Consider the following 26,680-nt stretch of genomic DNA (forward strand, 5'->3'; position numbering starts at 1 on the left):
GCGCTCAGCCTTTCATCATGTTGATGTCTTCCACCGCGATCGTGCCGCGGTTGCGGAAGTAGACGACGAGAATGGCGAGCCCGATCGCGGCCTCGGCGGCGGCGACTGTCAGCACCAGGAGCGCGAAGACCTGGCCGACGATGTCGTTCAGGAAGCTCGAGAAGGCGACGAAGTTGATGTTGACCGAGAGCAGGATCAGCTCGATCGACATCAGGATGACGATGACGTTCTTGCGGTTGATGAAGATGCCGAGCACGCCGAGCGTGAACAGGATCGCGGCGACCGCGAGATAGTGTCCGAGCCCGATCATCACGCCATCTCCTCGGGAACGCCGGCGCGCGAGGGCACCTGCTTCACATCCATCGCCGCTTCCTTGGTGCGGGCATTCTGGGTCGGGATATGCTGGCGCTTGACGCCGGGACGATCGCGCAGGGTCAGCACGATCGCGCCGATCATGGCGACGAGCAGCACGAGGCCGGCGGCCTGGAAGTAGTAGATATACTGAGTGTAGAGCACCCGGCCGAGCGCCGCCGTGTTGCTGATATTGGCGGGGATCGCCGCGACCGGTGCGCGCACGATCTGCGGGTCGATCACCCAGGCGCCGACGACGAGCAGCAATTCGACCGCGAAGATCAGGCCGATCAGGCCGCCGATCGGCAGGTATTGCAGGAAGCCCTGGCGCAGCTCGGCGAAATCGACGTCGAGCATCATCACCACGAAGAGGAAGAGCACGGCGACGGCGCCGACATAGACGACGATCAGGAGCATCGCCAGGAACTCGGCCCCGAGCAGCAGGAACAGGCCCGCCGCGTTGACGAAGGCGAGGATCAGGTACAACACCGAATGGACCGGGTTGCGCGCCGAAATCACCATCAGCGCCGAAGCGATGGTGACGCCTGAGAAGAGATAGAAGAAAGCCGCTGCGGCATTCATCTCGCCAGCCTTTCCGCCCTTGCGGGCGGCCCTCGTTTTCATCACGCGGCGGATCGAGTCCCGCCGCAGTTTGGAGCGTCTATAAGAGGGCGAATGGCGAATGGCGAGTAGCGAATAGAACCCTTATTCGCCATTCGCTACTCGCCATTCGCTCCTAACGATACGGCGCGTCCATCGCGATATTGCGCGCGATCTCGCGCTCCCAGCGGGCGCCGTTCTCGAGCAGCTTGTCCTTGTCGTAGAACAGCTCCTCGCGGGTCTCGGTGGCGAACTCGAAATTCGGGCCCTCGACGATGGCATCGACCGGGCAGGCTTCCTGGCAGAAGCCGCAATAGATGCACTTGGTCATGTCGATGTCGTAGCGCGTCGTGCGGCGGGTGCCATCATTGCGGCGCGGACCGGCCTCGATCGTGATCGCCTGCGCCGGGCAGATCGCCTCACAGAGCTTGCAGGCGATGCAGCGCTCCTCGCCGTTCGGATAGCGGCGCAGCGCGTGCTCGCCCCGGAAGCGCGGCGAGAGCACACCCTTCTCGAAGGGGTAGTTCAGCGTCGCCTTCGGCTTGAAGAAATAGCGCATCGACAGGACGAACGCGCCGACGAACTCCTTGAGGAGCAGTCCCTTGGCAGCTTGCGCGAATGACATCGCCTCGTCTTCCTCTCACTAGCTCAGCCGAACAACGTCCGGCCGATCAGGTAACCGACGATGGGCAATCCGCCCACCGAAACCACCAGCACCGCCGCCTTCAACAGGCGGATGCGCCGTTCGTAATCATCCTTCTCGGCCTGCGTCTGCGAGCTGTCGGTGCGACGTAGGCTCGCAACCACAACACCCGTGACGAGCCGATACTCGATCAGGCCGACGACGAAGCCGATAAGAGCTCCGATGATCCCGGCCCAATTCGTACTCATATCACCACCCTGCCCCAGCGACCGTTGCACCTAGACCGAGCCACCGCGCCGCCTTGTACCCCGCCCAGCCACATAAAAGCCCAGCGAAAACCCGTCGACGACGATGTAGATTCCCCCGCGCAACCACCACACGAGCGACATATACAAACCCATCCCGATGATCGCGCTGGCCACCGTCACGATGACCAGCACCGACGTCACGACAGGATCAACCCAGCGGCCTCGAAGGCCTTGAAACCGAGCACTCCGCCAAGGAGCGCACCAATCCAAATCCCCTCCAGCGCAACGCCCCAGGCGGTGTCTCGCCCGCTTGTCAGACGCCAGCCCAGCGCGAACAGGCCGCCGCTCCAAAGCAGTGCTCCCGCGACCATGCCGAGCAGAGGTCCGAGAACAGCGGCCGTCACGGAGCGGGCCCCCAGCCAGTGATCTGCAGCACCGCCGCGACCACCACCACCGAAGCCAGCGACAGCGGCAGGAAGACCTTCCAGCCCAGCCGCATCAATTGATCGTAGCGGTAGCGTGGCACGAAGGCCTTCACCATCGCGAACATGAAGAAGACCAGGCAGATCTTGAGCGCGAACCAGAATATGCCCGGCAGCCAGGTGAAGGGCGCGACCGGGAACGGCGGCAGCCAGCCGCCGAGGAACAGGATCGTGGTCAGCGAGCACATGGTCATGATCGCCACGTATTCGCCGAGCATGAACAGCAGATAGGGGGTCGAGGAGTACTCGACCATGAAGCCCGCGACGAGCTCCGATTCCGCTTCCGGCAGGTCGAAGGGCGGCCGGTTCGTCTCGGCCAGCGCCGAGATGAAGAACACGATGAACATCGGGAAGAGCGGCAGCCAGTACCAGCCGAACAGGCCCGCCTTCGAGTTCTGCGCCTCGACGATCGCCGAGAGGTTGAGCGAGCCGACGCAGAGCAGCACGGTGATGATCACGAAGCCGATCGAGACTTCGTAGGAGACCATCTGCGCCGCCGAGCGCAATGCGCCGAGGAACGGATACTTCGAGTTCGAGGCCCAGCCGCCCATGATGACGCCGTAGACGCCGAGCGAGGAGATCGCGAAGATGTAGAGCACGCCGACATTGATGTCGGCGATCGCCCAGCCCTCCGCCACCGGGATCACCGCCCAGGCCGCCAGCGCCAGCACGCAGGAGATCAGCGGTGCCAGCAGGAACACGCCCTTATTGGCGCTGGAGGGGATGATCGGTTCCTTGAAGACGAACTTCAGCAGGTCGGCAAAGCTCTGGAACAGGCCGAACGGGCCGACCACGTTGGGGCCGCGGCGCAACTGCACCGCCGCCCAGATCTTGCGATCGGCGAGCAGGATGAAGGCGATGAAGACCAGGAGGCAGACCAGCAGCAGCAGGCTCTTGCCGGCGATGATCGCGAGATCGAGGACGAGGTCCCAGTTCATCGAGGCTTACTCCGCCGCCTGGCGCATGCGGCCGGAGGCCAGCGCCGAGCATTCCGCCATCACTGCCGAAGCGCGGGCGATGGGGTTCGTGGTGTAGAAATCGCTGACGGCCGGCGCGAAGCCAGCCTTCTCGGTGGCGCCGCCCTGCCCGGCCAGCTTGGCCAGGCCGGCGCGATCGCCCTCCGCCACCGCATCGACGGCAGCGAAATGCGGATGCGCGGCGTAGAGTTCGCGGCGCAATGCGGGAAGCGAATCGAAGGGCAGCGGCTTGCCGAGCGAGGCCGAGAGCGCCCGCAGGATCGCCCAGTCCTCCTTGGCATCGCCCGGCGGGAAGGTGGCGCGAGCCGCCATCTGCACGCGCCCTTCCGTGTTGACGTAGGTGCCCGATTTCTCGGTGTAGGCGGCACCCGGCAGGATGACATCGGCGCGATGGGCACCCTTGTCGCCATGGCTGCCCTGGTAGATCACGAAAGCGCCGGCCGGCACCTCGATCTCGTCGGCGCCGAGCAGGAAGAGCACGTCGAGCGCGCCAGCCTGCGTCATGCCGGCGACATCGAGACCGCCCTCACCCGGCACGAAGCCAAGATCGAGCGCGCCGACGCGGGCGGCAGCCGTGTGCAGCACGCCAAAGCCGTTCCAGCCGTCCTTGACCGCCCCGAGCAGATCGGCGGCCTTGGCGGCGAGCGAGAGCACGGCGGCGCCGTCGGCGCGCGTGAGAGCCCCCTGTCCGACCAGCACCATCGGCCGCTCGCCGGCAGCTCCGGCGCGCTTGATCAGATCGGCCAGCGTATCGGGGCCAGCGCCGAGATAATCGTAGGCGTAGGTCAGGTCGACCTTCTCGCCGATCAGCGAGACCTTGAAGTCGCCGCGCAGCCAGCGCTTGCGGATGCGGGCGTTGACGATCGGCGCCTCGCGACGCGGGTTCGAGCCGATGATCAGTAGCGAGGTCGCGTCCTCGATCCCGGCGATGCCGGCGTTGAGGATGTAAGCAGCGCGGCCGAACTTCGGATCGAGCTTCGTCCCGTCCTGGCGGCAATCGTGATTGGCCGAGCCGAGGCCGGCGATCAGGCTTTTAAGCGCATACATCTCCTCGACGGCGGCGAGATCGCCGGCGATAGCGCCGATGCGTTCAGGCTTGGCCGCCTTGAGCTTGCGCGAGACCAGCGAGAGCGCCTCGCTCCAGCTCGCCGGGCGCAGGGCGCCGTGCTCGCGGATATAGGGCTGGTCGAGCCGCTGGGTCCTGAGGCCGTCGGCGATGTGGCGGGTCTTGTCGGAGATCCACTCCTCGTTCACCGCCTCGTTGACGCGCGGCAGCACGCGCATCACCTCACGGCCGCGCGAGTCGACGCGGATCGCCGAGCCGACCGCGTCCATCACGTCGATGGATTCGGTCTTGGTCAGCTCCCAGGGCCGGGCCTTGTTCTGGTAGGGCTTGGAGGTCAGGGCGCCGACCGGGCAGAGATCGACGACATTGCCCTGCAGCTCCGAGCTCATCGCGTGCTCGAGATAGGTGGTGATCTCCATGTCCTCGCCGCGGCCGATCGCGCCGAGGTCGGAGGCACCGGCGACCTCGGTGGTGAAGCGGACGCAGCGCGTGCACTGGATGCAGCGCGTCATCGAGGTCTTGACCAGCGGGCCGATATACTTGTCCTCGACGGCGCGCTTGTTCTCGGCATAGCGCGAGGTGTCGACGCCGTAGGCCATGGCCTGGTCCTGCAGGTCGCACTCGCCGCCCTGGTCGCAGATCGGGCAGTCGAGCGGGTGGTTGATGAGCAGGAACTCCATCACCCCTTCGCGCGCCTTCTTGACCATCGGCGACCTGGTCAGCACGACCGGCAGCTCGCCGTTCGGGCCGGGGCGCAGATCGCGCACGCCGATGGCGCAGGAGGCCTGCGGCTTGGGCGGGCCGCCCTTCACCTCGACCAGGCACATGCGGCAATTGCCGGCAATCGAGAGGCGCTCATGGAAGCAGAAGCGCGGCACCTCGGCGCCAGCCGCCTCGCAGGCCTGGAGCACAGTGTACTCGGCGGGAACGTCGACCTCGATGCCGTCGATCAGAAGCTTGGTCATGGTCTCACTCCGCCGCCATGAGCCGAACCGGCTCGCCATGCGGGTTGGCGGCATAGTCGTCGATGCGCTGCTCGATTTCGTGACGGAAATGGTTGATCAGGCCCTGGATCGGCCAGGCGGCAGCGTCGCCGAGCGCACAGATGGTGTGGCCCTCGATCTGCTTGCTGACGTCGAGCAGCATGTCGATCTCGCGCTTCTGGGCACGGCCTTCCGCCATGCGGTTGACGACGCGCCACATCCAGCCGGTGCCCTCGCGGCACGGCGTGCACTGGCCGCAGCTCTCATGCTTGTAGAAATAGCTGATGCGGGCGATGGCGCGGATGATGTCGGTCGACTTGTCCATGACGATCACCGCCGCCGTGCCGAGGCCCGACTTCAGCTTCGAGAGCGAGTCGAAGTCCATCGGCGTGTCGATGATCTGCTCGGCCGGCACCATGCGCACCGAAGAGCCGCCAGGGATGACCGCCTTGAGATTGTCCCAACCGCCGCGGATGCCGCCGCAATGGCGGTCGATCAGCTCGCGGAAGGTCAGCCCCATCGCCTCTTCGACGTTGCAGGGCTTGTTCACATGGCCCGAGACGCAGAACAGCTTGGTACCGACGTTGTTGGGCGTGCCGATCGAGGAGAACCAGCTGGCGCCGCGGCGCAGGATGGTCGGCGCGACCGCGATCGACTCGACATTGTTGACGGTGGTCGGGCAGCCATAGAGGCCGACATTGGCCGGGAAAGGCGGCTTCAGCCGCGGCATGCCTTTCTTGCCCTCGAGGCTCTCCAGCAGCGCCGTCTCCTCGCCGCAGATATAGGCGCCGGCGCCGTGATGCACATAGAGATCAAAGGGATAGCCGTGCTTGTTGTTCTTGCCGATGAGGTTCGCCTCATAGGCCTCGTCGACGGCGCGCTGCAGTGCCTCGCGCTCGCGGACATACTCGCCGCGGATGTAGATGTAGGCCGCGTGAGCGCCCATGGCGAAGGAGGCGATCAGGCAGCCCTCGACCAGCGTATGCGGGTCGTTGCGCATGATCTCGCGGTCCTTGCAGGTGCCAGGCTCCGACTCGTCGGCGTTGACGACGAGATAATGCGGGCGCCCGTCGCTCTGCTTGGGCATGAACGACCATTTCAGCCCGGTCGGGAAGCCGGCGCCGCCGCGCCCGCGCAGGCCCGACTTCTTCATCTCGTCGATGATCCAGTCGCGCCCCTGCTCGAGCAGGAACTTGGTGCCGTCCCAGGCGCCACGCTGCATGGCGCCCTTCAGCGACAAGTCGTGAAGGCCGTAGAGATTGGTGAAAATGCGGTCGCGGTCTGCGAGCATGTCGGGCCTCAGCTAACCGGACTGTCGATGATGTCGAGCCGGCGTTCTATGCGCGCCAGCCGCGAGTCCATCGCGCCCTGAGTCTGATAAATATTCGAGATGTCAGTCTTAACAGAGCCGATTTCGGCGTGGACAGCACGCAAATCCACCCTGATCGCGGCCAACTGACCGCGCTCGTCGCGAATTGCATCCTCAAGGTTTCCAAGGCGAGCCTGGACCGCCTTGAGCACCTCGTAGATCAACTCATTGGTGACTTCGGCCATTGTCCCGCCCTCACCCGACCGGCTTGTCGCCGAGCTTGCTCTCCGGCCGCCAGCCGGTAGCGAGCTTCTTTGCCTGCGAGATCCAGTCGTCGCGGACCGCCCTGCCCTTGAAACCGGTCAGCCTTGCATCGACCCAGGCGAGCTCGGCCGGGGTCCAGGCGGCGACCTGGTCGAAATGCCAGACGCCCATCTCGTTGAGCATCCTGCCGAGCTTGGGACCGACGCCCCAGATCAGCTCGAGATCGTCGCCCTTGCCGCCGCGGGCCGCGGTCAGCAGCCGCGGCTTGGATTCGGCCACGGCAGGAGCTGGCTCGGCAGCAGGAGCTGCCTTGGCCGCAGGCGCCTTCTCGGCGGTACCCTTTGCAGGAGCATCCTTGATCGCCTTGCTCGTCGCGGACGGGGTGTCCTGCGCGGCGCTGGCCGGCTGCTTCGGCTCGGAGGGCTTGGGGCGGCCAGGAGCGGCGGCCTCGGGAGCCGGCGCGGTCTTGACGTCGGTCGGGCCGGCCTTGGCTGTCGCGGCGGCCGCCTCGGCTTCAGCCTTGGCCTTGGCCTCGGCCGCAGCCTTCTCGCTGGCGATCCTGATCGCTGCTTCTTCGCGCTGCGTCGTGATGCGCTTCTGCCAGTCGCCGGCGCCGATCACCGAGCCGTCGAAGAGGGCCGGATCCTTCAGCGTGTCGCCGCCGCCGAGCGGCTCCGAGCAGGAGCGATCGACCTGCGGGCCGGGCTTGGTCGGACGGCCTTCGCGGAGATCGCCGAGCAGCTTGCGGAAATTGTCCGGCGTCAGATCCTCGTAATAGTCGAAATTGATCTGCGCCATCGGGGCATTACAGCAGGCGCCGAGGCATTCGACCTCGAGCCAGGACAGCTTGCCGTCGGCGGTGACCGTCGACTGCGGGCCGATGACATCCTCGCAGACCTTCTTCAGCGCCTCGGCGCCGCGTAGCGCGCAAGGCGTCGTGCCGCAGAGCTGGATGAAGTGCTCGCCGACCGGCTGCAGGCTGAACATGGTGTAGAAGGTTGCGACCTCCAGCACCCGCATCGGCGCCATGCCGAGCTTGCGGGCGACCTCCTCGATCGCGGCGCGCGGCAGCCAGCCATGATGCTGCTCCTGCGCCTTCCAGAGCAGCGGGATCACGGCCGAGGCCTGCCGGCCTTCCGGATATTTGGCGATCTGCTGATCAGCCCAGTTCTCGTTCGCCGCAGTGAAGGCGAAGGAGGTTGGCTGAACGTGATCGGGCGCGAGACGACGGACGGACATAATTTCTCAGCCCTGACAGTAGCCGCGATAGTGCTGTGCACGTCGCGGAGAAGAGATTGAACAGCGACCGTATTGAGTGCTCATGCCGCCACAGTCACAGGCGTAGACCGGATCGTTGCACCGACGGACGTAAATCCACGCACACCAACTCACATAGCCGGGCTGATCCTTGGCGACATATCGGTAGCCGGCCCCTTCAAGCTGCTGATAGGTCGGCCCGGATTGCGCCGACGCACCGCAAGCGGCGATCGTGCATCCGAGCAGACCAATCAAGGCAGCGGCCAATCTCACCGATCGACCTCCCCGAACACGATATCGAGGGAGCCGAGGATCGCCGAGACGTCGGCGAGCATGTGCTTGCGGCACATGAAATCCATGGCCTGGAGATGGGCGAAGCCAGGCGCTTTGATCTTGCAGCGATAGGGCTTGTTGGTGCCGTCCGAGACCAGATAGACGCCGAACTCGCCCTTGGGCGCCTCGACGGCGGCATAGACCTCGCCTTCGGGCACCTTGTAGCCCTCGGTATAGAGCTTGAAGTGGTGGATCAGCGCTTCCATCGAGCGCTTCATCTCGCCGCGCTTGGGCGGCACCATCTTGCCGTCGAGCGAGGAGATCGGCCCCCCGCCATCGGCCGAGAGCAGCTTCTCGCAGCACTGCTTCATGATGCGCACCGACTGGCGCATCTCTTCCATGCGGATGCAGTAGCGGTCGTAACAGTCGCCGTTCTTGCCGACGGGGATGTCGAACTCCAGCTCCTCGTAGCACTCATAGGGCTGCGATTTGCGCAGGTCCCAGGGCGCGCCGGAGCCGCGCACCATCACGCCCGAAAAACCCCATTTCCAGCAGGTCTCGAGATCGACGACGCCGATGTCGACATTGCGCTGCTTGAAGATGCGGTTGTCGGTGAGCAGGCCTTCGAGATCGTCACAGACCTTGAGGAATGGGTCGCACCATTCGGCGATATCGTGGATCAGCGAGGTCGGCAGGTCCTGGTGAACGCCGCCCGGCCGGACATAGGCGGCGTGCATGCGCGCGCCGCAGGCCCGCTCGTAGAAGATCATCAGCTTCTCGCGCTCCTCGAAGCCCCAGAGCGGCGGGGTGAGCGCGCCGACGTCCATCGCCTGCGTGGTGACGTTGAGGATGTGCGAGAGGATGCGGCCGATCTCGGAATAGAGCACGCGAATGAGCTGGCCGCGGCGCGGCACTGTCACGCCCATCAGCTTCTCGACCGCCAGCGAATAGGCATGCTCCTGGTTCATCGGCGCGACATAGTCGAGCCGGTCGAAATAGGGCAGCGCCTGGAGGTAGGTCTTGTGCTCGATCAGCTTCTCGGTGCCGCGATGCAGCAGGCCGATATGCGGGTCGACACGCTCGACGATCTCGCCGTCGAGCTCCAGCACCAGGCGCAGCACGCCGTGCGCCGCCGGATGCTGCGGGCCGAAATTGATCGAGAAGTTGCGGATGTTGTGCTCTGACATTGCCCAGTCCGATCAGGCCGTCTTGGCTTTTTCATCGCCCGGCAGGACGTATTCCGTCCCTTCCCAGGGCGAGAGGAAGTCGAAGTTGCGGAACTCCTGGTTCAACTTCACCGGCTCGTAGACGACGCGCTTCTGCTCGTCGTCATAGCGGACCTCGACGAAGCCGGTCAGCGGGAAGTCCTTGCGCAGCGGATACCCCTCGAAACCGTAGTCGGTGAGGATGCGGCGCAGATCCGGGTGATTGGAAAACAGGATGCCGTAGAAGTCGTAGGCTTCGCGCTCGTACCAGTTCGCCGCCGGGAAAACCTCGATCACCGAAGGGACCGGTGTCGCCTCGTCGGTCTGGACCTTGACGCGCACGCGCTGGTTATGGCGCGGCGAGAGCAGGTGGTAGACGACCTCGAAGCGCTTCTCGCGCTGCGGATAATCGGCGCCGGCGATGTCGGTGAAGTTGACGAAGCGGAAGCGGGCATCGTCGTAGAGGGTCTTGAGAACCCGCACGATCTCGGCTGCCTCGGCGAGCACGGTGAGCTCGTCATAGGCGACGACGATATCGGTCACCGCGCCGGGCAGCGCCGCCTTGATCTCTTCGCCCAATGTCACGAGCTCTTCGCTCATCGCATCATCCTTCGAGAATGACCTGGTGATGCGTCACCAGACCATCATAGCTCAACAGAACGGCGGCCGCCGCCGGCTCGACTACAGCTGCTTCCAGATCCGGCTGCGCGAAAGCCGCGATCGCCGCCATGCTCGCCCAGCGGGTCTGCACGGTGATCTCGACCTCGCCGGCAACCGGGCGATTGAGCAGCGCGAAGCCCCGGAATCCGTCGAGCGCCTGCAGCTGCGGCAGCACCGAGCCGGCGAGATGCGCGCGATAGGCGAGCGCTCCCTCCGGCGTGGCCCGCGCCCGCCACTGCCGCATCACGCTGGCGCCAGCTTCGCTCACCGCTCGATCGTCCCGGTCCGCCGGATCTTCTTCTGCAGCAGCAGCACGCCATAAAGCAGTGCTTCCGCAGTCGGCGGGCAGCCCGGCACATAGACGTCGATCGGCACGATGCGATCGCAGCCGCGCACCACCGAATAGCTGTAATGGTAGTAGCCTCCGCCATTGGCGCAGGAGCCCATCGAGATGACGTAGCGCGGCTCCGGCATCTGGTCATAGACCTTGCGCAGGGCCGGAGCCATCTTGTTGGTCAGCGTGCCGGCGACGATCATCACGTCGGATTGGCGCGGAGAAGCGCGCGGCGCGAAGCCGAAACGCTCGACATCGTAGCGCGGCATCGACATCTGCATCATCTCGACCGCGCAGCAGGCGAGGCCGAAGGTCATCCACATCAGCGAGCCGGTGCGCGACCAGTTGATCAGGTCATCGGTCGCCGTGACCAGGAAGCCCTTGTCGGCCAGTTCGTTGTTGATCTCGACGAAGAAGGGATCGCGCGTGCCGACCGGCTTGCCGTCCGGGCCAAGCAGGCCCCTGGGCGCCGGCGCGACGAGCGGATCACCGCGATCGATCGCTGTCATGGCCATCAGTTCGAACCTTTAGCTTTCGTCGAATGTAAGAACGGTGACAGGACGGTATCAGGCTGCGCGACAAATGGTCAGTCCCACTCGAGCGCGCCCTTGCGCCACTCGTAGACGAAGCCGACGGTCAGCACGCCCAGGAAGATCATCATCGACCAGAAGCCGAACCAGCCGAGCCCGCCGAAGGCGACCGCCCAAGGGAAGAGGAAAGCGACCTCGAGGTCGAAGATGATGAAGAGGATGGCGACGAGGTAGAAGCGCACGTCGAACTTCATGCGCGCGTCGTCGAAGGCGTTGAAGCCGCACTCATAGGCAGAGAGCTTCTCGGCGTCGGGCTTGGAATAGGCAACGGCGAAGGGCGCGATCAGGAGCGCCAGGCCGATCACGATCGACAGGCCGACGAAGATCACCAGAGGCAGGTAGTCCGACAGCAGGGACTGCACAGGAAGAGCTTGCATCTGTCACCCCGCTTCAACCCGGCGCCGAGGCGGCGCCCTCAATCTCGCCAGTCGATTAGACCCTGCTTTAGAATCACGCAAGGGTTCGCCGCGCCGCACAACGCGGCTATCGCCATGTCTTTGCCGCATATGTCGACCCGACTCTCGCAAGCGGCGCGATTCCCGGCCGTTTTGGCGTCGATTCTCACGAAGAGGTGCAGGCGCGGCAAGGCGGTTGTCGCGGCGCACCGAAGCGTGGCACACGGGGACGCAACGTCAACCTTCGGCGCCGGCTCGATTCGTCGCGCAAGCACCGCCGAGGCGTCAGGAGACCCGTTGCGGGAATGCCGAGGCCAACACATCGTGATTGCGGCATCATGGTCGCTGTCCTGCCATCGGCATCCGCCGCCTCATGAATTCAACGCAGAGATTCGCGTTGGCCGGGGCCTGCGTCGCTGTCGTGGTCTTCGGTAGCTCGGTCTTCGCGCAGCAGATGATGCTCGCCCCTCTGCCGCCCGAACGCCCCTTCGATCTCGACCTGCAGATCAAGCCGGGCGCGCCACCGATCGTCGTTGTCCCGGCGCCCCTGGTCGAAGCCAGCCTCGCAACGACACCGGGGCCTGCACCCACCCTCGCCCAGCCGGATGACGACGAGGGACCGGAATGGCCGCAGCGCACGCCGGGCCAGGTCGGCGAAGAGCCCGCCTTCGATCCGAACGAGAAGCCCGACAAGCCGGGAATCTCGACCGACCCCGGCACCTCGATCGTCTGCCTGCCGCCGGTCCTGAAGGCGATACTCGGAAAGATCTCGGACAAATACGGGGCGGTGAAGGTGACCTCGACCTGGCGTCCGCCCTGGCGGGCACGGCGCGGCTCCTATCACAAGCGCTGCGAGGCAATGGACTTTCGGGTGCCCGGCGTCAGGCCGCGCACCGTTCTGGAGTGGGCTCGCAACTTATCCGAGGTTGGCGGCAACAAAGTCTACTGGAACGGGCTGATCCATATCGACACCGGCCCGCGGCGCCCCTGGTAGGCAAGGCATCGGACACAAGAGCGGGAAGCACCTTCAATCCGATGCGCTCGAGGGCGCCGACGTTTCAGGGAACGGCGCTGCCGCGATAGGGATCGCCTCCCCGGATATAACCTCTCCCACCATAGCCGTCATAGCCGCGCCCGTTGCCATAGCCACGGTCGTAGCCGCGTCCACGCCCATAGCCATAGTCACGATCGTAGCCGCGCCCGCCATAGCCGCGGCCGCGATTCTGCCGATCGAGATTCCGTTGGATTTCCCACATCCGGTGCTCGCGCGTATGACGCGTGAACGCGACGTCGAGGCCGTCGAGCGCACGGGCGATCGCAGCTTCGTCAACCGGGCCAGTTTCGCTAGGAGGCGAAGCCCATGCAGGGGCCGACAGGGCCAGGCCACTGATCAAAGCCGCGATGAAAGTCCGTTTACGCATCTGTTTCCTCCAACTGCCCGGAACGGGCCAACCCTGAACAGCAACTACCACGCCCCAGGATTGTTCCTGTCGACACCGGAGAAGGCGCCGCACTTGGGTTGAACAATGAGCTGCCTACATCTCCCGGGCAACGGCCCGAACCGCCTCGAGCGTGGCATCGACGACCTTTCCGTCATGCTCCGAGGAGACGAACCACGCGCCGCGCTCGAGCACACGAACGCCGCGCTTGAGCAGCGCATGGGCAAAGCGGCTGTAAGCGGCCTTGTCCGAGCGCGCGACGTCCCGGTAGTCCCGTGCCGGCGCATCGAGCCCGAAGGCGACATGGAACATCAGCGGGAAGCCGGCAACCTCAGCCTTGATCCCCGCCTCGGCCAGGATCGCGCGGATACCATCCTGCAGGCGCTGGCCATGGCTGGAGCTGCGCTCGTAATGCTCGGGCGTCAGCAGCTTCTGCGTCGCCACCATCGCCGCCATCGCGATCGGCTGGGCGTTGAACGTGCCGCCATGCAGTACGCCGTCGGCGAACAGGTCGACCAGGTCGGCCCGGCCGGCGATCGCCGCGACCGGAAAGCCGTTGGCGATCGCTTTCGCCATGATGGTGAGATCGGGCGTGACACCGAAGCGTTCCTGAGCGCCGCCACGGCCGAGACGGAAGCCGGTGATCACCTCGTCGAAGATCAGGAGCGCACCGTGCTTGCGGCAGGCGGCGAGCGCGCCTTCGAGATAACCCGGCGCCGGCGCAATGGCGCCCTGATTGCACATGGCCGGCTCCATCAAGACCGCGGCGACATCGCCCTTGGCGAGGCGGGCTTCCAGCGCTGCCAGATCGTTCCAGCGGAGAATGGAGAGCCCCTCGCCCGCCGCCGGGTCCTGGCCCTTGCTGCCGATCACCGGGGTCGGCGCGTCGTCCGGCCCCGCCGCGTTGAGGCCGGGCGCGGTCGACCAGAGGATGTTGTCGAACCAGCCATGATAGTGGCCCTCGAACTTGACGATGATGCGCCTGCCCGTGGCGGCGCGCGCCAGCCGCATCGCGGCCTGCGCCACCTCCGAGCCCGACGAGCCGAAGCGCAGCCGCTCGGCTGACGGAATGCGCTCGCAGATCAGCCTCGCCGCCTCGTATTCGACCGGCGCCTGGCCGGCGAAGAGGATGCCCTTCTCCGCCTGTTTCCGGACCGCCTCGAGCACGGGCGCCGGATTGTGGCCGAGCACCGTCGCGCCCATGCCGCAGTAGTAGTCGATGATCCGGTTGCCATCGACGTCGATGAGGTAGGCGCCCTCGCCGCGCTCGAAGACGAGCGGTCCCGGCGCCATGCCGAGTCGGAAATTGCTGTTCACACCGCCCGCGACGAAGCGCGCATTCTCGGCGACCTGCCGGGCCGATTCCTCGAAGCGCAGTGTCCCCGCCTGATGGGTGCCATTCGCTGCCACGTGCGTCGCCTCCGCTGCTGTTCCGTCGAGCAGACCAGACCGATCTATCCGCGTAAAGGAACACGAGTTTCGCGTTGCGGAATTCGATCATGCTGGCTATGCGGACATATCCTTCACCGGGTGATTGGAGTGGCCATGCCGAAGACAACCGACAACCCTTACGTCGTGCAGCCGGTGATGAAGGCGCTGAGGGTGCTCGAACTGGTCGCGCGCCACGGCCATGAGATCGCGCTCACCGCGGTGAGCAAGGAACTGCGGATCCCGAAGACGACGACCTTCCGCTATCTGCAGACGCTGACCGCCGCCGGCTTCCTCGACCACAACCGCGCCACGGACCGCTACAATCTCGGTCCGCAGCTGCGCTCCATTGCCCGTGCCGACGCCAGCGTCAGCAAGATCCGCGAGCTCGCCCGCCCGGCGATGGTCGAGCTGATGCACGAGTTCAACGAGACGGTGAATCTTGCGGTGAAGGGCAATGGCACGATCGTCTACATCGACCTGATCGAGGCCAATCGCTCGCTCAGGATGCAGGCCCGCATCGGCGACAGCCATCCGATGCACTCGACCGCACTCGGCAAGGCGATCCTCGCCTTCCTGCCCGAGGCCGAACGTCGTCGCCAGCTCGACCTGCCGCTGACCGAGCGCACCGGCCGCACGCTGATCGAGCGCGAGGAGATCGAGCGGCAGCTGCGACAGGTGGCGCGGACCGGCTACGCTACGGAAATGGGGGAAAACGAGGACGGCGCCATGTGCATCGGTGCGCCGATCCTCGACGAAGACGGCCATCCGGTCGCGGCGCTTTCGATCTCGGCGCCGCTGATGCGCATGCCGCATTCGTTGGCGGCGAAGGCGGGCACGCGGCTGCGCCAGGTCGCGGCCGACATTTCCGCCCGTCTCGGCTCGCAGCCGGAGACCGCTGCGCGCTGAAGCGGCGCTCATCGATACTCGATCCGCGGATCGATCCAAGCGTAGAGCATGTCGACCGCGAGGTTGATCAGCATATAGGCGATCAGAATGACCAGGATGCAGCCCTGGATCAGCGGATAATCGCGGGTGGTGATCGCCTGGATCAACAGGCGCCCTAGCCCCGGATAGGTGAAGACCGCCTCGGTCACCACGGCGCCGCCAATGAAGTGCGCCATCATCAGCCCGACGATGGTGACGAAGGGCAAAAGCGCGTTGCGCATGATGTGCAGGCCGACGATGCGCTTCTCCGGCACGCCCTTGGCGCGGGCGGTGCGGACATAGTCGGCCCGTGCCTCGCCGATCAGCGACGCCCGCAGGAAGCGCCCGAGCACGCCCGAGACATAGATTCCGAGCGTCAGCGCCGGCAGGACGAGGCTGCGCAAGGCATCGAGCGGCGCTTCCCAGAGCGGCACATAACGCGACGCCGAGGGCAGCCAGCGCAGTTCCACCGCGAAGAGCAGGATCAGCAGGATGCCGAGCCAGAAGGTCGGCACGCCGAGCGCGAGCGCGCTCCAGCCGCTGAGCACGCGGTCGAGCCAGGAATTCGCCCTGACCGCGCTGGCGATCGCGACGGGAATGCCGATGACGAGCGCGACGACGATGGCCGAAAGCGCGAGCTGCAGCGTCGCCGGCAGGCGCTCGCCGATCAGGTGCAGCACCGGCTGGCGGCTGTGCAGCGACAGGCCGAAGTCGCCGGTAACGGCCCGGCCGAGCCAATCGGCGTACTGAACGACCATCGGCCGGTCGAAGCCGAACCGCCGCGTCACCTCGGCGATCTCCTCGGGCGAGGCGTTCTCGCCTGCGATGACCGCGACCGGTCCACCCGGCACGGCGTAGATCATCGCGAAGATCGCGAAGGAGGCGATCAGCAGCACTGGCAGCATCTGGGCGAGCCGGCGCAGGACATACCCCGTCATCGCCGGCCTCCGATCGTCGCGCCGGAGGCATCGGTCTCGTCCCGGTCGAGGATCGCGGTCAGGGCCCGGCCGATCGTGTCGAAGGAGAGGATGGTCAGCGTCAGCACAAGGCCGGGCAGCACAGCATAGCTCGGCGCCTCGTAGAGATAGGATTTGCCGGTGCGCAGCATCTCGCCCCAGCTCGGCGTCGGCGGCGGCACGCCGACGCCGAGAAAGGCGAGCGCCGCCTCGAGCAGGATCGCAACCGAGGCCAGCACGATCGCCTGTACGACCAGAGGGCTCAGGATATTGGGCAGCAGGGTCCGGAGCATGATGTAGCCTGGGCGACCACCAAAGCTGCGCACCGCCATCACGAAGTCGAGCTGGCGCAGCGCCATCACCTGCGCCCTGGCGATGCGGGCGAAGCCCGGTATGCCGGCGATGCCGACTGCGATCAGAGCCGCCCCCTGGCTGCGGCCGAGCACGGCGATCAGCGCCATGGCGAAAAGGATGTTCGGCAAGGCTAGCAACACGTCGATGCAGCGCATGAGCAGGGAATCGCGCCAATCACCGTAGAAGCCAGCGATCAACCCGACCGGGACGCCAATCAGCGCCGCGATCAGGACCGCGCCAAAGGCGGTGACCAGCGAGGTGCGTGCGCCATAGACCACCCGCGCCAGGATATCGCGGCCGAGTTCGTCGGTGCCGAACCAGCTCTCGCCCGAGGGTGGCCTCAGCGAATCCGCGATGCTCTGGGCCAGCGGATCGAGCGGCAGGAGGCCGGCGAAGGCCGCTGTCAGCGCGACCAGAGCGAGGAAGGCGAGGCTGAGAGCCGGGCCGCGCCGGGCGACGAGCCGGCACAGCAGGCTTCCCAGGGCAGCCCACGTCTCCTTCATTGCGTGCCGCCGCGCGTAATGTCAGCTGCCGGCGCAGCTGCTTCCCACCGCCTCATTTGAATCCAATGGTGCGGGCGATGAAGAGGTTGTCGATGTCGAGCGTGATGCCGCCGATCTTCTCGGAGGCGACGATCAGGCCGACATCGTAGGAGTTCGTCGGAATCCCGAAAGCCTCCTCGACCATGACGCGGTTGAGGTTGTCATAGGCCGCTTTCACCTCCGCTTCGCCGCCCGTCGCGGCGTCGACCTTGGCGATCGCCGCGACATAGTCCGGATGCGGGTGCGGATCCTTGAGGATCGGATTGCCGGAGGTGCGGTAGATCGAATTGGTCGTGACGCGCGACGGGAACTTCTGGATGTTGCCGACCGCGCCGAAGGTCGCGGCGAAGTCGCCACCGAGCAGCGCGGTGACGTATTCGGCGCCCTGGCGCATATCGAGCTCGATCGGCACGCCGATCTTCTGCAGCGAACCCTGCACGATCTGGCTGATCGTGACGGAGGCCTCGTCGCTGCCGTTGACCAGCAGCTTCCAGCCCTTCATCTCATCCGCAGAAAGCCCCGAGGCGGCAGTAAGCTTCTTCGCCTTTTCAAGGTCATAAGCATAAGTCTTGGTGTAACCGTCGTCGAAGGCCGGGCTCGCCGGCGCCCATGGCAGTGCCACCACCTTGCCCATTCCGGCATAGCCGACGCGCAGGACGCTGGCGCGGTCGATCAGGTAGTTGAAGGCCTGCCGGAACGACTTGTTGCGGAAGGGTCCGCGCGTCGAGTTGATGCGGAACACCTGCACGAGCGGACCCGGCCCGGCGAAGACCTGATAGCCGGCCCCCTTCAACCGCACCGCGCTGCGCGAGGAGCCGTTATAGACGATGTCGACCGCGCCCGATTCAAGCGCAGCCGTGGCGGCAGCGTCCTCGCTGAACACGGTGAAGACAAGGTCCTGCGCGATCGGCTGCTTCTCGCGCCAGTATTTCGGATTGGCCTTGAGGGTCAGCCCCTGGCCGACGGCGCGGCTGACCAGCGTATAGGGGCCGGTGCCGGCCGGCACGGTTTCGACTGTGTCGATCCCCTTGGCCTCGATCGGGATCAGGAACTGCAGGAGGTCGAGGATCTGCCGCTCGGGCGCCGGCGCCTTGAAGTTGATCACCACCGTGCGCTCGTCCGGCGCCGACCAGTCCTTCACGATCGACATGGTCGAGAAGACGTTCTTGCCGCGCTTGGGATCGGCACCCTTCTGCAGCGTCGCCAACACGGAATCGGCCTTGAACGGCGCGCCGCTGTGGAAGGTGACGCCGTCGCGCAGCGTCAGGCTGACCGAAGTCTTGTCCGGCGCGATCGTCCATGCGCTCGCCAGGCTTGGCAGCGGCTTTCCGTCCGGGGCGTACTCGATCAGGCTGTCATAGAGGTTCTTGATGACGTGGAAATTGACCGTCGAGAGCTGCTGCGGGTCGAAATTGGCGAGCTCGCTCAGCACAGCAACGCGCAGCGTGCCACCCTTGAGCTGCTGGGCCGACGCCGGGCTCGCCGCCATCAGCGGCGCTGTCCCCACCAAAGCGAGGCCGGTCATGCAGAATTGACGTCGCGACAGCTTTGTCATCGCTCTCCCCTTTGTTTTTGCTTCAGGTCGACAATCAGCCCGTTCCCGCTCCCGGCTGGGACGAATGCGCCCGCCAGTCACTTATCTCCTCCAATGGGTAGACCGGCCGTGGGATGCGCTGCCACGGCAGGGTGAAGACATCCGACTGCCCCGGCCCGCGCGTGTCGGCGCGGATCACCTGCGAGGTGATCGGAGAGAAATACTGGAAGTTCGAGGCGGTCTTGAGCACCGCCATCTTGTAGTCGGCGAGGTCGATGCCGAAGGCCTCGTAGACATCAGGCACATTGCCGGCGACGCCGCGCAGTTCGCTGATCAGCAAGGTCACCGGCCCGACATCGAAGATGACGACGCGGCCCATGTCGACCTCCGGCTGGTGATTGTAGTCCAGCCGGACCGGGCCACCACCGATCCGCCGTACCCGCCCGGTCACGGTCAGCGGCTTGAAGAAGGCGATCGCCGCGTCGCCGCCGAGCGGAAGGGTCACCTCAGCACCCTCGCCGGCTGCGACCAGTGCCGCGACCGCCTGCGGCGAGATCAGCGGGATCAGCGTCCGGCTCTTCGTGCCCTGCCGTAGGATCGATTCCAGGATCAGGTTGCTGTCGCCGGCCGCGCCGCCAAAGACCGTGTCGCCGGTGTCGCTCAGCACGATGATGCCGTGCTCGGCAGCGTCGCCCGCGCGCACGGCCTCGTCGACCGGGACCGCTTCCCGCACTTGGAAATCGTCGCGCATCGACCAGGCGAGATCGGCGAGCTCGTCCGCCAGCCGCTCGGCCAGGGCCTCGTCGCCATCGGTGACGACGATGGTCGACCAGCCGCCCTCGGCGACGTCGAGCCAGGGCTGCATCGGATAATTCGAGGCCTGCAGCACGCGCGGATCGGCCTCGAGCGCCCTCGCCCGGTCGAACCAGCGCTTCATCGGGCCTTTCGAGGTCAGGAACTGCTCCTGATGCGAGAGCAGCGGAATCTTGCGCCAGGCCATGACCGGCCTGAGCTTGCCGGTCAGGATGCGCAGCAGCACCTGCGTCCCGACCTTGCCGGTGTCGAAGACATCATGCGGCTGGGTCCGGTGGCCGACGATGGCCGTGCAATTGGCCATGATCTTGTGGGTGACGTTGGCGTGATGATCGAGCCCGAGCAGGATCGGGATCTCGGGCCCGAGGATCTGCCGGCAGAGCGCGGCCTGCTCGCCCTCGACATCGTCGACGCCCTCGGCGGCGCAAGCGCCATGCAGATGCAGGACGAGGCCATCGATCGGGCCGATGGCTTCGAGACCGATGCGGATCTTTTCCTGGAAGAAATCGAAGGCCTCGCGCGAGATCCGCCCGCCGGCCACCGCCCAGGCGCGGATGACCGGGATGGTCTCGACCTCGAGGCCGGACTCCCGGATGGCGGCATAGTGGCCGCCGATCTGGCCGATATCGCCGAAACGCCGCGCGATCTCCTCGCCCTCATAAAGCCCGAAGGCCTGGAAATCGGCGAGCGTCGTCAGCACCGGATTGAAGTCGTTCGTCTCCTGCACAATGTGGATCAAGGCAAGACGCACATCGACCTCCCGGACGTCGGCTTCCATCGCCTGGTCGCCGATCACACGCGGCGGCCCGCTCCCCGCAGGTCTCGGTCTGGCAGCGCCAATCGGCCGAGACGGAGGACTGCGACATGGCAAAAGCGTAATTGCGGCAACCATTTCGCGTCAAGGATTCGACGTTCCGCAGGAAGGAACGCAAAGCGAAAGCGTCAGAAGAAGGTCCGGACCGCCCCGGTCACGCGATAATCATCGTCGACCAGCATCAGGTGCGCCCATTTGTCGAAGGTCGTGCAGGGATGGCCGATGCCGAAGGCGACCATGTCGCCGACCTGGAGCGGGCTCTCCAGCGGCGTGCCGAGATGGCAGTGCTGGTCGTTGAGCGCGAGCACCGTATGCCCGGCCGGCATCGGCTCCGGGCGCGCCATCGCCCCGCCTGGCCGGAACCAGCGCAGCGGCACCGGCAGCCCGGAATCGTAGCTGATGTCGCGCTTGCCGACGGTGAGCAGGCTGCGCCCGCGCTCGGGCTGCGACTGGACATAGGCCCAGACTTCCAGCGCTGGCTCCAGCCCGCCGGGCGGCAGGGTCAGGCTGGTCTCCATGGTGATCCGGCGGAAGGAGGCCGTGTAGGTCGTCGAGTCATGGGTGAGATAGCAGCCTGAGCGCAACAGCTTGAGGATCGGCCGCGCGAAGGAGGCAGCGTTGAAGCGCTCGCCGGCGCGGTCGAACAGCGAGGTTCCGCCGGCGCTCAACACCATCGGTTCGGGACCGAGCAGGCCCTCGGCTTCAGCCGCCGCAGCCGTCGCGACCACTTCGTCAAGCAGTCGATCTGCCGCCTTCGGCTCGCTGAGCAGCCCCTCGAAGCATTCGAAGCCGGCGAGCCGTAATCCGGATGAAGCGGCAACCGCGCGCGCAACGGCGAGCGCCTCCGCCTGGCTGCGGGCGCCGGTGCGCCCGCCCATGAAGCCGATCTCGACGAGGATGCGCAGCGGGTTGGCGCTGCGATGCCTTGCGGCAGCCTCTGCCAGCAGTGCGACGCCAGCGATGCTGTCGGCGAGGCAGTAGAGCTCGAAGTCCGGCTCCCGCAGGGCGTCGAAGCAGGCGGCGATCTCCTGCCGGCCGACCGGCTGGTTGGCAAGGATGACGCGCTCGACGCCGAACCGACGGCAGATGGCGAGCTGCTGCACGGTTGCAACCGTGATAGCCCAGGCGCCGTCGGCGATCTGCAGGTCGAAGAGCTGCGGCGCCATCGTCGTCTTGCCGTGCGGGGCGATCAGCAGGCCGTTGGCGGCGGTGAAGGCGGCCATCCAGGCGCTGTTCGTCTTGAGCACGCTCTCGCGAATGACGGCGAGCGGCATCGGCATGTCGCCGGCAAGGACGTTCCAGCCCTGCCGGCCGATCTCGCCGAGCCGCAGGGAGGTTCCGGGCGGCACGCCCTTGATGGTCCCGTCGAGGCGCTGGTCTTCAATCTCGCCGAGAGACAGGCGCGGCAGGACGGTGTGAGAGGCTACAGCCATGGGTTCGGATCCAGTGGAGAAAAGGGGCGCTTGACCTTGGTGTAGGGAATTTTGCTGGCGTCGGGCGGGTAGGGCCCGCCACTGTCGAGATAGAGCACGCTCGCGGCGATCGGCGCGAAGGCGGCGTGGAAATGGTTCGAGGACTTGACCACGACCAGCGTCTTTGCGGCGAGATCGATGCCGAGATCGGTGAAGACCGGCGGACTGAAGGTCTGGGCCCGGGTCGAGGCCAGGACGATGTCGAGCCGGCCGATCCGGATCGCCGCCGCAGGGCCGAGCGAAACCCAGCTCTGCTCGAACGGGATCAGCAAATCCTTCGTCGTCCCGACGACCTGCACGATGGCATCGATCGGCCGGCCGGAGGACGGCGCTGCCTTCCCGGCGAAGCGCAGCGGGATCTCGGCCCCGACTCCGGCGGCCCGGCAGAGGCTGACCGCGACGGGGTCCCAGAGTGCGCCGATCGCCGCCGGAATCTCGGGATGGCGCAGCAGCGCCTCGACCATCACGGAGGAATCGCCGGCGACACCACCACCGGGATTGTCCCAGCGATCGGCGAGGATGACGGGCCGGCCCGGCTCAGCCAGAGCCAGCGCCGCCGTCATGCCCTCCTCCGGCTTGTAGTGCTTTGGCGAAGCGCCCTGCCCCCAGCCCAGGATCTCGAGCCCGAACCGCTTCGCCAGCGCGGCGGCCTTGTCCCGGTCGCCGTCGGCGATAACCAGGACCTTGGTCCCGACATCGGCGACGTCCGCCGCCTGGAAGCCGTGCGCGACGGAGATGCTGAGGATATCGTCCAGGCCCTCCATCGCCATGATGCGGTCGACGAAGCTGCGGCCGGGCTCGCGGCTGGTCATGAAGGCGGCGAGCCCTCGGCAATCGAACACCGCGCTCACCGGCTTCACCTCGCCGCGCGCAGCCCGGAGGCAGAGGTCCAGCAAATCCTCGGCCCGCGCCAGGAAGTCGGTATGCGGGAACTCCTTGAAGGCGACGATGATGTCGGCTCCGTCGACCATCTCAGCGCTGAGATGGCAGTGCATGTCGAGTTCGACTCCGATGACGCAGTTCGGGCCGGCGAGCGCCCGCACCCGCGTGATCAAGTCGCCCTCGCAATCGTCATAGCCCTGCGCCACCATCGCGCCGTGCAGACCGAGCAGCACGATATCGACCGGTAGCGCCGCCTGAAGCTGGTCGAGGATCTCGTCGCGCAGGCTCTCATAGCCCTCGCTCGAGACCAGTCCGGCAGGCTCCGCCCAGGTCGCCGTGCCCTCGACCAGTTCGTAGCCCTCGCTGGCGGCGCGGCGGCGCGCCGCGACGATCGGCGCAGAGCACAGCGTCGGCGTATCCGGATGCGTGCCGGGCGGGCAATAGAAGGCGTTCTCAAAGGCGCTGCGGTCGACATAGAGCGGCGCGAAGGTATTGGTTTCCGTCGCCAGCGACGCAGTGAAGACGCGCATGCGGATCCGTTCCCGAGCAGCGCCGGCGCCCACCCCGTCGGTCGCCGGCATGATCATGAAACCGGGAGCGGGCTTGCCCTGTCAAAGCATCTGCGTTCCCTGGGGCGGAACAATGCAGCCTTGATCCGGAACAGCCGAGCGGCCGTGATGCTGCGGCACTGTCTCCACGAGAGCCCCCAAGATCATGCCCCGGCCGCGCCGCATCCTGCTCGGAGCGCTCTTCCACGAGACGCACAGCTTCGTCGACGAGATCACGACGCTCGCCGATTTCACCATCCGCCGGGGCGAGGAGCTGCTGCGCCGGCGCGGCGACGGCTCGACCGTCGATGGTTTTCTGGAGGTCGCGGCGGCGGAAGGCTGGGAGGTCGTGCCGACGGTCGACTATACAGCCCTGCCCGCCGGCACCGTCGACCATGCCGTCTTCGAGCGCTTCCTGCGCGAGTTCGATGCCGGTTTGAGGGCCGCGCTCGCCTCCGGTGGGCTCGACGGCATCTGGCTGGCGCTGCATGGCGCCATGGTCACCACGGAGAGCCCCGATCCGGAGGGCGCGCTGCTTGCCCATATCCGCTCGGTGCCTGGCTGCGAGACGCTCCCCGTCTTCAGCGTCTTCGACCTGCACGCCAATTTCACCGCCGCCATGGCGCAGAATGCCAACGCCCTCGTCGCCTATCGCGAGAACCCGCACACCGATGCGCGCGACTCCGCCGTGCGCTCGGCGCGGTTGCTGGCGCGGGCTTTGAACGAGGGTGAGCTGCCACACATGCTCTCCTGCAACGCGCCGGTGATGTGGCCGCCGACGGGTACCGGCACAGCCGATCGACCGATGAAAGACCTGGAAGCACTGGCACGCCAGATCGAGCAGGACAATCCGGCGATCTGGGTTGCGAACGTCGTCGGTGGCTATTCCTTCTCGGATGTGCCGGAAGCCGGCGTCGCCTTCGCCGTCGCGTTCACCGGGCCGGACGCCGCCGCCAGGGACGCGCTCGACCGCCTGACGCGGACCGCGACGGAGCTGCGCGAGCTCGGCCTGCCGGCGGAATGGGACCTCGACCAGGCGATCGCCGAGATCATGCGCTCGCCGGGCGGCCCCTACATCGTCGTCGAGCCGGCCGACAATATCGGCGGCGGTGCGCCTGGCGACGGCACCTCGGTCCTGCGCGCCTTCCTGCGCCATGGCGTCGAGAATTGCGCCGTCGCCATTGCCGATCCGGCTGCGGTCGCGGCGATGGCCGGTGCCATGCCCGGCGAGGTGCGCAGTCTCTCTATCGGCGGCAAGGGCAGCGCCATCGCCGAAGGGCCGGTCGAGGCCGATGCGGTCTTCGTCAGTGCGAGCGATGGCGAGTTCGCGCTCGAAGACCTCAACAGCCATCTTGCCGCCTCACAGGGCTCGCGCTTCAGCATGGGGCCGAGCGTGGTGGTCAAGGTCGCCGGCGTCACCATCCTGCTGACCAGCCGCAAGACGCCGCCCTTCGACCTCGGACAGTTCCGCTCGCAAGGCATTAACCCGGAAGGCCTGAAGGCCATCGGCGTCAAGGCGGCGGTGGCGCATCGGCGCGCCTATGACAAGATCGCTAGGGGAAGCTTCACCGTGGCGACGCCCGGCCCCTGCACCAGCAAGATTGTCGGATTGCCCTATACGCGTTTGCGCAAGCCGGTCTTTCCGATCCACGCTGGCGCGGGCCGCGCTTAGAGAGAGGCGCAGCTGGCAAAGCCCCTGTTTCCTCTCGCGGAACAGGCGCATCTTGTTCGCGGAAGGCGATGCGTCGTCTGCTTGTCGCCGCCTGCCATCGAGCGGTTTTCAACGACAGGCGAAGGGGATGCCATGTTTCAGAATCTGATGAAGATCGCCGCAGGGCTCGGAGTGGTCGCCTGCACTCTATTGCCCGCCACCGGCGCCTCGGCGCAGGGCAAACTCAAGGAGGTGCTGAGCCGCGGCAAGCTCGTCGTCGGCACCGGCAGCACCAATCCGCCCTGGCATTTCCGCAACGAGAAGGGCGAGCTCGTCGGCTTCGACATCGAGATCGCCAGGATCATCGCGCAGGGCCTGTTCGACGATCCCAACAAGATCGAGTTCGTCAACCAGGCCTCCGACGCCCGCATCCCGAACATCGTCACCGGCAAGGTCGACATCGCCTGCCAGTTCGTGACCGTGACGGCCGCCCGCGCCCAGCAGGTCGCCTTCACCGTTCCGTATTATCGCGAGGGCGTCAGCCTGATGCTCGTCGCCGGCGGCCCCTATGCCGACTATGCCGCGATGAAGGCGGCCGGCAGCAAGGTCACGGTCTCGGTGCTGCAGAACGTGTTCGCCGAGAAGATGGTCAAGGATGCGCTGCCGGAGGCCAAGGTCGACCAGTTCGAGAGCGTCGACCTGATGTACCAGGCCCTGAACTCGGGCCGCGCCCAGGCAGCCGCCACCGATTCCTCGTCGCTGCGCTACTACATGAAGCAGAACGCCGGCCGCTATGTGGATTCCGGCTTCAGCTGGAACCCGCAGACCTATTCCTGCATCGTCAAGCAGGGTGATCCGGACTGGCTCAACTTCGTCAACATTGCGCTGCGTGAGTCGATGACCGGGACGACTTTCCCGGTCTACAAGGCGGCCTATGAGCGCTGGTTCGGCGAGACGCCGCCCGAGCCCAAGATCGGCTTCCCGCAGGAATTCCGCTGAGCCGGGAGCGGTCCCCCGGTGGAGTATTCGCTGCATTTCGGCGCCGTCTGGGCCAGCTTCGACAAGCTTTTGTCAGGGCTGGCCCTCGGCCTCGGGCTCGCCGTCGTCGCCGTCGCGATCGGCACGGTGCTCGGCCTGCTGGCCGCCTTCGCCAGCGTCGGTCCCTATCGCGTGCTGCGCGGCCTTGCGGCTACTTACGTCGCGCTGATCCGCAACCTGCCGCTGCTCGTGCTGGTGCTGCTGGCCTATTTCGCCCTGCCACAAGCCGGGATCACACTCGACAAATATCAGAGCTTCGCCGGCGCGCTTGCGCTCTATTCCGGCGCCTACCTCACCGAGGTGTTCCGGGCCGGGCTCACCTCCGTGCCCAAGGGCGTGATCGAGGCGGCGCGCGCGATCGGCCTGACGCGGCTGCAGACGAACATGTCGGTCGTGGCGCCGATCATGCTGCGCAACGCCCTGCCCTCGCTCGGCAACACCTTCATCGGCATGTTCAAGGACAGCTCGATCGCCGCCGCCATCGCCGTGCCGGAGCTGACCTTCGAGGCGCGCAAGATCAATGTCGACACCTTCCGCGTGATCGAGACCTGGACGGTGGCGAGCGGGCTCTACATCGCCGCCTGCGTGGTCATCGCAGCGCTGCTGCGCAGCCTCGAACGACGTTTCCCGAAGTTCTGAGCAGCC

Annotated in this window: 29 protein-coding genes; 5 read left to right on the forward strand and 24 right to left on the reverse strand. The window is 66.2% G+C overall.

Annotated features, from left to right (window positions below):
• Positions 1–4 precede the first annotated feature (4 nt).
• From nuoK to ACSQ24_RS13220, 16 genes are all read right to left on the reverse strand, one after another.
• The gene (nuoK, locus tag ACSQ24_RS13145; RefSeq protein WP_436095107.1) at positions 5–313 is read right to left on the reverse strand and encodes an NADH-quinone oxidoreductase subunit NuoK; all 309 of its coding nucleotides are present in this window, start codon (positions 311–313) and stop codon (positions 5–7) included.
• Positions 310–933: an NADH-quinone oxidoreductase subunit J gene (locus ACSQ24_RS13150; RefSeq protein WP_436097884.1), complete on the reverse strand. Its 624-nt coding sequence runs from the start codon at positions 931–933 to the stop codon at positions 310–312. Before ACSQ24_RS13150 ends, nuoK begins: the two co-directional genes overlap by 4 nt.
• 154 nt (positions 934–1,087) lie before the next feature.
• Positions 1,088–1,576, reverse strand: coding sequence for an NADH-quinone oxidoreductase subunit NuoI (nuoI, locus tag ACSQ24_RS13155; RefSeq protein ID WP_436095108.1), 489 nt, complete (start codon positions 1,574–1,576; stop codon positions 1,088–1,090).
• 23 nt (positions 1,577–1,599) lie between these two features.
• Positions 1,600–1,842, reverse strand: a complete 243-nt coding sequence (locus ACSQ24_RS13160; protein ID WP_436095109.1) for a hypothetical protein — start codon at positions 1,840–1,842, stop codon at positions 1,600–1,602.
• A 30-nt stretch (positions 1,843–1,872) separates the two neighbouring features.
• Complete coding sequence (locus tag ACSQ24_RS13165) at positions 1,873–2,043, reverse strand: hypothetical protein (RefSeq protein ID WP_436095110.1); 171 nt, start codon at positions 2,041–2,043, stop codon at positions 1,873–1,875.
• Positions 2,040–2,246 (reverse strand): hypothetical protein, encoded by a 207-nt coding sequence (locus tag ACSQ24_RS13170; RefSeq protein WP_436095111.1) that lies wholly within the window; start codon positions 2,244–2,246, stop codon positions 2,040–2,042. The genes ACSQ24_RS13165 and ACSQ24_RS13170 overlap by 4 nt, the downstream gene beginning before the upstream one ends.
• Positions 2,243–3,262: an NADH-quinone oxidoreductase subunit NuoH gene (gene nuoH / locus ACSQ24_RS13175; RefSeq protein WP_436095112.1), complete on the reverse strand. Its 1,020-nt coding sequence runs from the start codon at positions 3,260–3,262 to the stop codon at positions 2,243–2,245. The genes ACSQ24_RS13170 and nuoH overlap by 4 nt, the downstream gene beginning before the upstream one ends.
• A 6-nt stretch (positions 3,263–3,268) precedes the next feature.
• On the reverse strand, positions 3,269–5,332 hold the full coding sequence (gene nuoG / locus ACSQ24_RS13180) for an NADH-quinone oxidoreductase subunit NuoG (RefSeq protein WP_436095113.1): 2,064 nt from the start codon (positions 5,330–5,332) through the stop codon (positions 3,269–3,271).
• Between the two features lie 4 nt (positions 5,333–5,336).
• Positions 5,337–6,641, reverse strand: a complete 1,305-nt coding sequence (gene nuoF / locus ACSQ24_RS13185) for an NADH-quinone oxidoreductase subunit NuoF (protein ID WP_092154251.1) — start codon at positions 6,639–6,641, stop codon at positions 5,337–5,339.
• Between the two features lie 8 nt (positions 6,642–6,649).
• The gene (locus ACSQ24_RS13190) at positions 6,650–6,904 is read right to left on the reverse strand and encodes a hypothetical protein (protein WP_436095114.1); all 255 of its coding nucleotides are present in this window, start codon (positions 6,902–6,904) and stop codon (positions 6,650–6,652) included.
• 10 nt (positions 6,905–6,914) lie between these two features.
• Complete coding sequence (gene nuoE / locus ACSQ24_RS13195) at positions 6,915–8,162, reverse strand: NADH-quinone oxidoreductase subunit NuoE (protein WP_436095115.1); 1,248 nt, start codon at positions 8,160–8,162, stop codon at positions 6,915–6,917.
• Between the two features lie 287 nt (positions 8,163–8,449).
• Positions 8,450–9,640 (reverse strand): NADH-quinone oxidoreductase subunit D, encoded by a 1,191-nt coding sequence (locus tag ACSQ24_RS13200; protein ID WP_436095116.1) that lies wholly within the window; start codon positions 9,638–9,640, stop codon positions 8,450–8,452.
• Between the two features lie 12 nt (positions 9,641–9,652).
• Positions 9,653–10,258: an NADH-quinone oxidoreductase subunit C gene (locus tag ACSQ24_RS13205; protein ID WP_436095117.1), complete on the reverse strand. Its 606-nt coding sequence runs from the start codon at positions 10,256–10,258 to the stop codon at positions 9,653–9,655.
• A 4-nt stretch (positions 10,259–10,262) separates the two neighbouring features.
• Entirely contained in the window at positions 10,263–10,586 is a 324-nt protein-coding gene (locus ACSQ24_RS13210) for an antibiotic biosynthesis monooxygenase (RefSeq protein WP_436095118.1), read from the reverse strand.
• Entirely contained in the window at positions 10,583–11,161 is a 579-nt protein-coding gene (locus tag ACSQ24_RS13215; protein WP_436095119.1) for a NuoB/complex I 20 kDa subunit family protein, read from the reverse strand. Before ACSQ24_RS13215 ends, ACSQ24_RS13210 begins: the two co-directional genes overlap by 4 nt.
• Before the next feature lie 77 nt (positions 11,162–11,238).
• Positions 11,239–11,604: an NADH-quinone oxidoreductase subunit A gene (locus ACSQ24_RS13220; protein ID WP_110491427.1), complete on the reverse strand. Its 366-nt coding sequence runs from the start codon at positions 11,602–11,604 to the stop codon at positions 11,239–11,241.
• A gap of 430 nt (positions 11,605–12,034) precedes the next feature.
• On the opposite strand from ACSQ24_RS13220, the gene ACSQ24_RS13225 reads away from it, so the two are divergent.
• Positions 12,035–12,631, forward strand: a complete 597-nt coding sequence (locus tag ACSQ24_RS13225) for a YcbK family protein (RefSeq protein ID WP_436095120.1) — start codon at positions 12,035–12,037, stop codon at positions 12,629–12,631.
• A gap of 64 nt (positions 12,632–12,695) precedes the next feature.
• Here ACSQ24_RS13225 and ACSQ24_RS13230 read toward each other — a convergent pair whose 3' ends face one another.
• Together ACSQ24_RS13230 and ACSQ24_RS13235 are read right to left on the reverse strand one after the other, a co-directional pair.
• Positions 12,696–13,058: a hypothetical protein gene (locus tag ACSQ24_RS13230; protein WP_436095121.1), complete on the reverse strand. Its 363-nt coding sequence runs from the start codon at positions 13,056–13,058 to the stop codon at positions 12,696–12,698.
• Positions 13,059–13,172: 114 nt separating this feature from the next.
• Positions 13,173–14,486, reverse strand: coding sequence for an aspartate aminotransferase family protein (locus tag ACSQ24_RS13235; protein WP_436095122.1), 1,314 nt, complete (start codon positions 14,484–14,486; stop codon positions 13,173–13,175).
• Positions 14,487–14,621: 135 nt separating this feature from the next.
• Between ACSQ24_RS13235 and ACSQ24_RS13240 the strand changes: the two genes are divergently transcribed.
• Positions 14,622–15,413, forward strand: coding sequence for an IclR family transcriptional regulator (locus ACSQ24_RS13240; RefSeq protein WP_436095123.1), 792 nt, complete (start codon positions 14,622–14,624; stop codon positions 15,411–15,413).
• 8 nt (positions 15,414–15,421) lie between these two features.
• Here ACSQ24_RS13240 and ACSQ24_RS13245 read toward each other — a convergent pair whose 3' ends face one another.
• The 6 genes from ACSQ24_RS13245 to ACSQ24_RS13270 form a co-directional block, all read right to left on the reverse strand.
• Positions 15,422–16,369 (reverse strand): ABC transporter permease, encoded by a 948-nt coding sequence (locus tag ACSQ24_RS13245; RefSeq protein ID WP_436095124.1) that lies wholly within the window; start codon positions 16,367–16,369, stop codon positions 15,422–15,424.
• Entirely contained in the window at positions 16,366–17,244 is an 879-nt protein-coding gene (locus ACSQ24_RS13250; RefSeq protein WP_436095125.1) for an ABC transporter permease, read from the reverse strand. The genes ACSQ24_RS13245 and ACSQ24_RS13250 overlap by 4 nt, the downstream gene beginning before the upstream one ends.
• A gap of 52 nt (positions 17,245–17,296) precedes the next feature.
• The gene (locus ACSQ24_RS13255; protein WP_436095126.1) at positions 17,297–18,838 is read right to left on the reverse strand and encodes an ABC transporter substrate-binding protein; all 1,542 of its coding nucleotides are present in this window, start codon (positions 18,836–18,838) and stop codon (positions 17,297–17,299) included.
• Positions 18,839–18,872: 34 nt separating this feature from the next.
• On the reverse strand, positions 18,873–20,408 hold the full coding sequence (locus ACSQ24_RS13260) for a M81 family metallopeptidase (RefSeq protein WP_436095127.1): 1,536 nt from the start codon (positions 20,406–20,408) through the stop codon (positions 18,873–18,875).
• A gap of 164 nt (positions 20,409–20,572) precedes the next feature.
• Positions 20,573–21,877 carry an alanine racemase gene (locus ACSQ24_RS13265; protein ID WP_436095128.1) on the reverse strand — a complete coding sequence of 435 codons (1,305 nt, stop codon included), beginning with the start codon at positions 21,875–21,877 and terminating at the stop codon, positions 20,573–20,575.
• A complete protein-coding gene (locus ACSQ24_RS13270) occupies positions 21,868–23,328 on the reverse strand; it encodes a M81 family metallopeptidase (RefSeq protein ID WP_436095129.1) in 1,461 nt (486 codons plus the stop codon). The genes ACSQ24_RS13265 and ACSQ24_RS13270 overlap by 10 nt, the downstream gene beginning before the upstream one ends.
• 184 nt (positions 23,329–23,512) lie before the next feature.
• Here ACSQ24_RS13270 and ACSQ24_RS13275 point away from each other — a divergent pair, with 184 nt between their 5' ends.
• The 3 genes from ACSQ24_RS13275 to ACSQ24_RS13285 all read left to right on the forward strand — a co-directional run bounded on the left by ACSQ24_RS13275 (position 23,513) and on the right by ACSQ24_RS13285 (position 26,674).
• Positions 23,513–25,018, forward strand: a complete 1,506-nt coding sequence (locus ACSQ24_RS13275) for a M81 family metallopeptidase (RefSeq protein ID WP_436095130.1) — start codon at positions 23,513–23,515, stop codon at positions 25,016–25,018.
• A 132-nt stretch (positions 25,019–25,150) separates the two neighbouring features.
• Positions 25,151–25,996 carry a transporter substrate-binding domain-containing protein gene (locus tag ACSQ24_RS13280; RefSeq protein ID WP_436095131.1) on the forward strand — a complete coding sequence of 282 codons (846 nt, stop codon included), beginning with the start codon at positions 25,151–25,153 and terminating at the stop codon, positions 25,994–25,996.
• Positions 25,997–26,014: 18 nt separating this feature from the next.
• Complete coding sequence (locus ACSQ24_RS13285) at positions 26,015–26,674, forward strand: amino acid ABC transporter permease (RefSeq protein WP_436095132.1); 660 nt, start codon at positions 26,015–26,017, stop codon at positions 26,672–26,674.
• The last annotated feature ends 6 nt before the right edge of the window (positions 26,675–26,680 follow it).

It is taken from the genome of Allobosea sp. LjRoot237 (genome assembly GCF_964253285.1).
GTDB lineage: Bacteria > Pseudomonadota > Alphaproteobacteria > Rhizobiales > Beijerinckiaceae > Allobosea.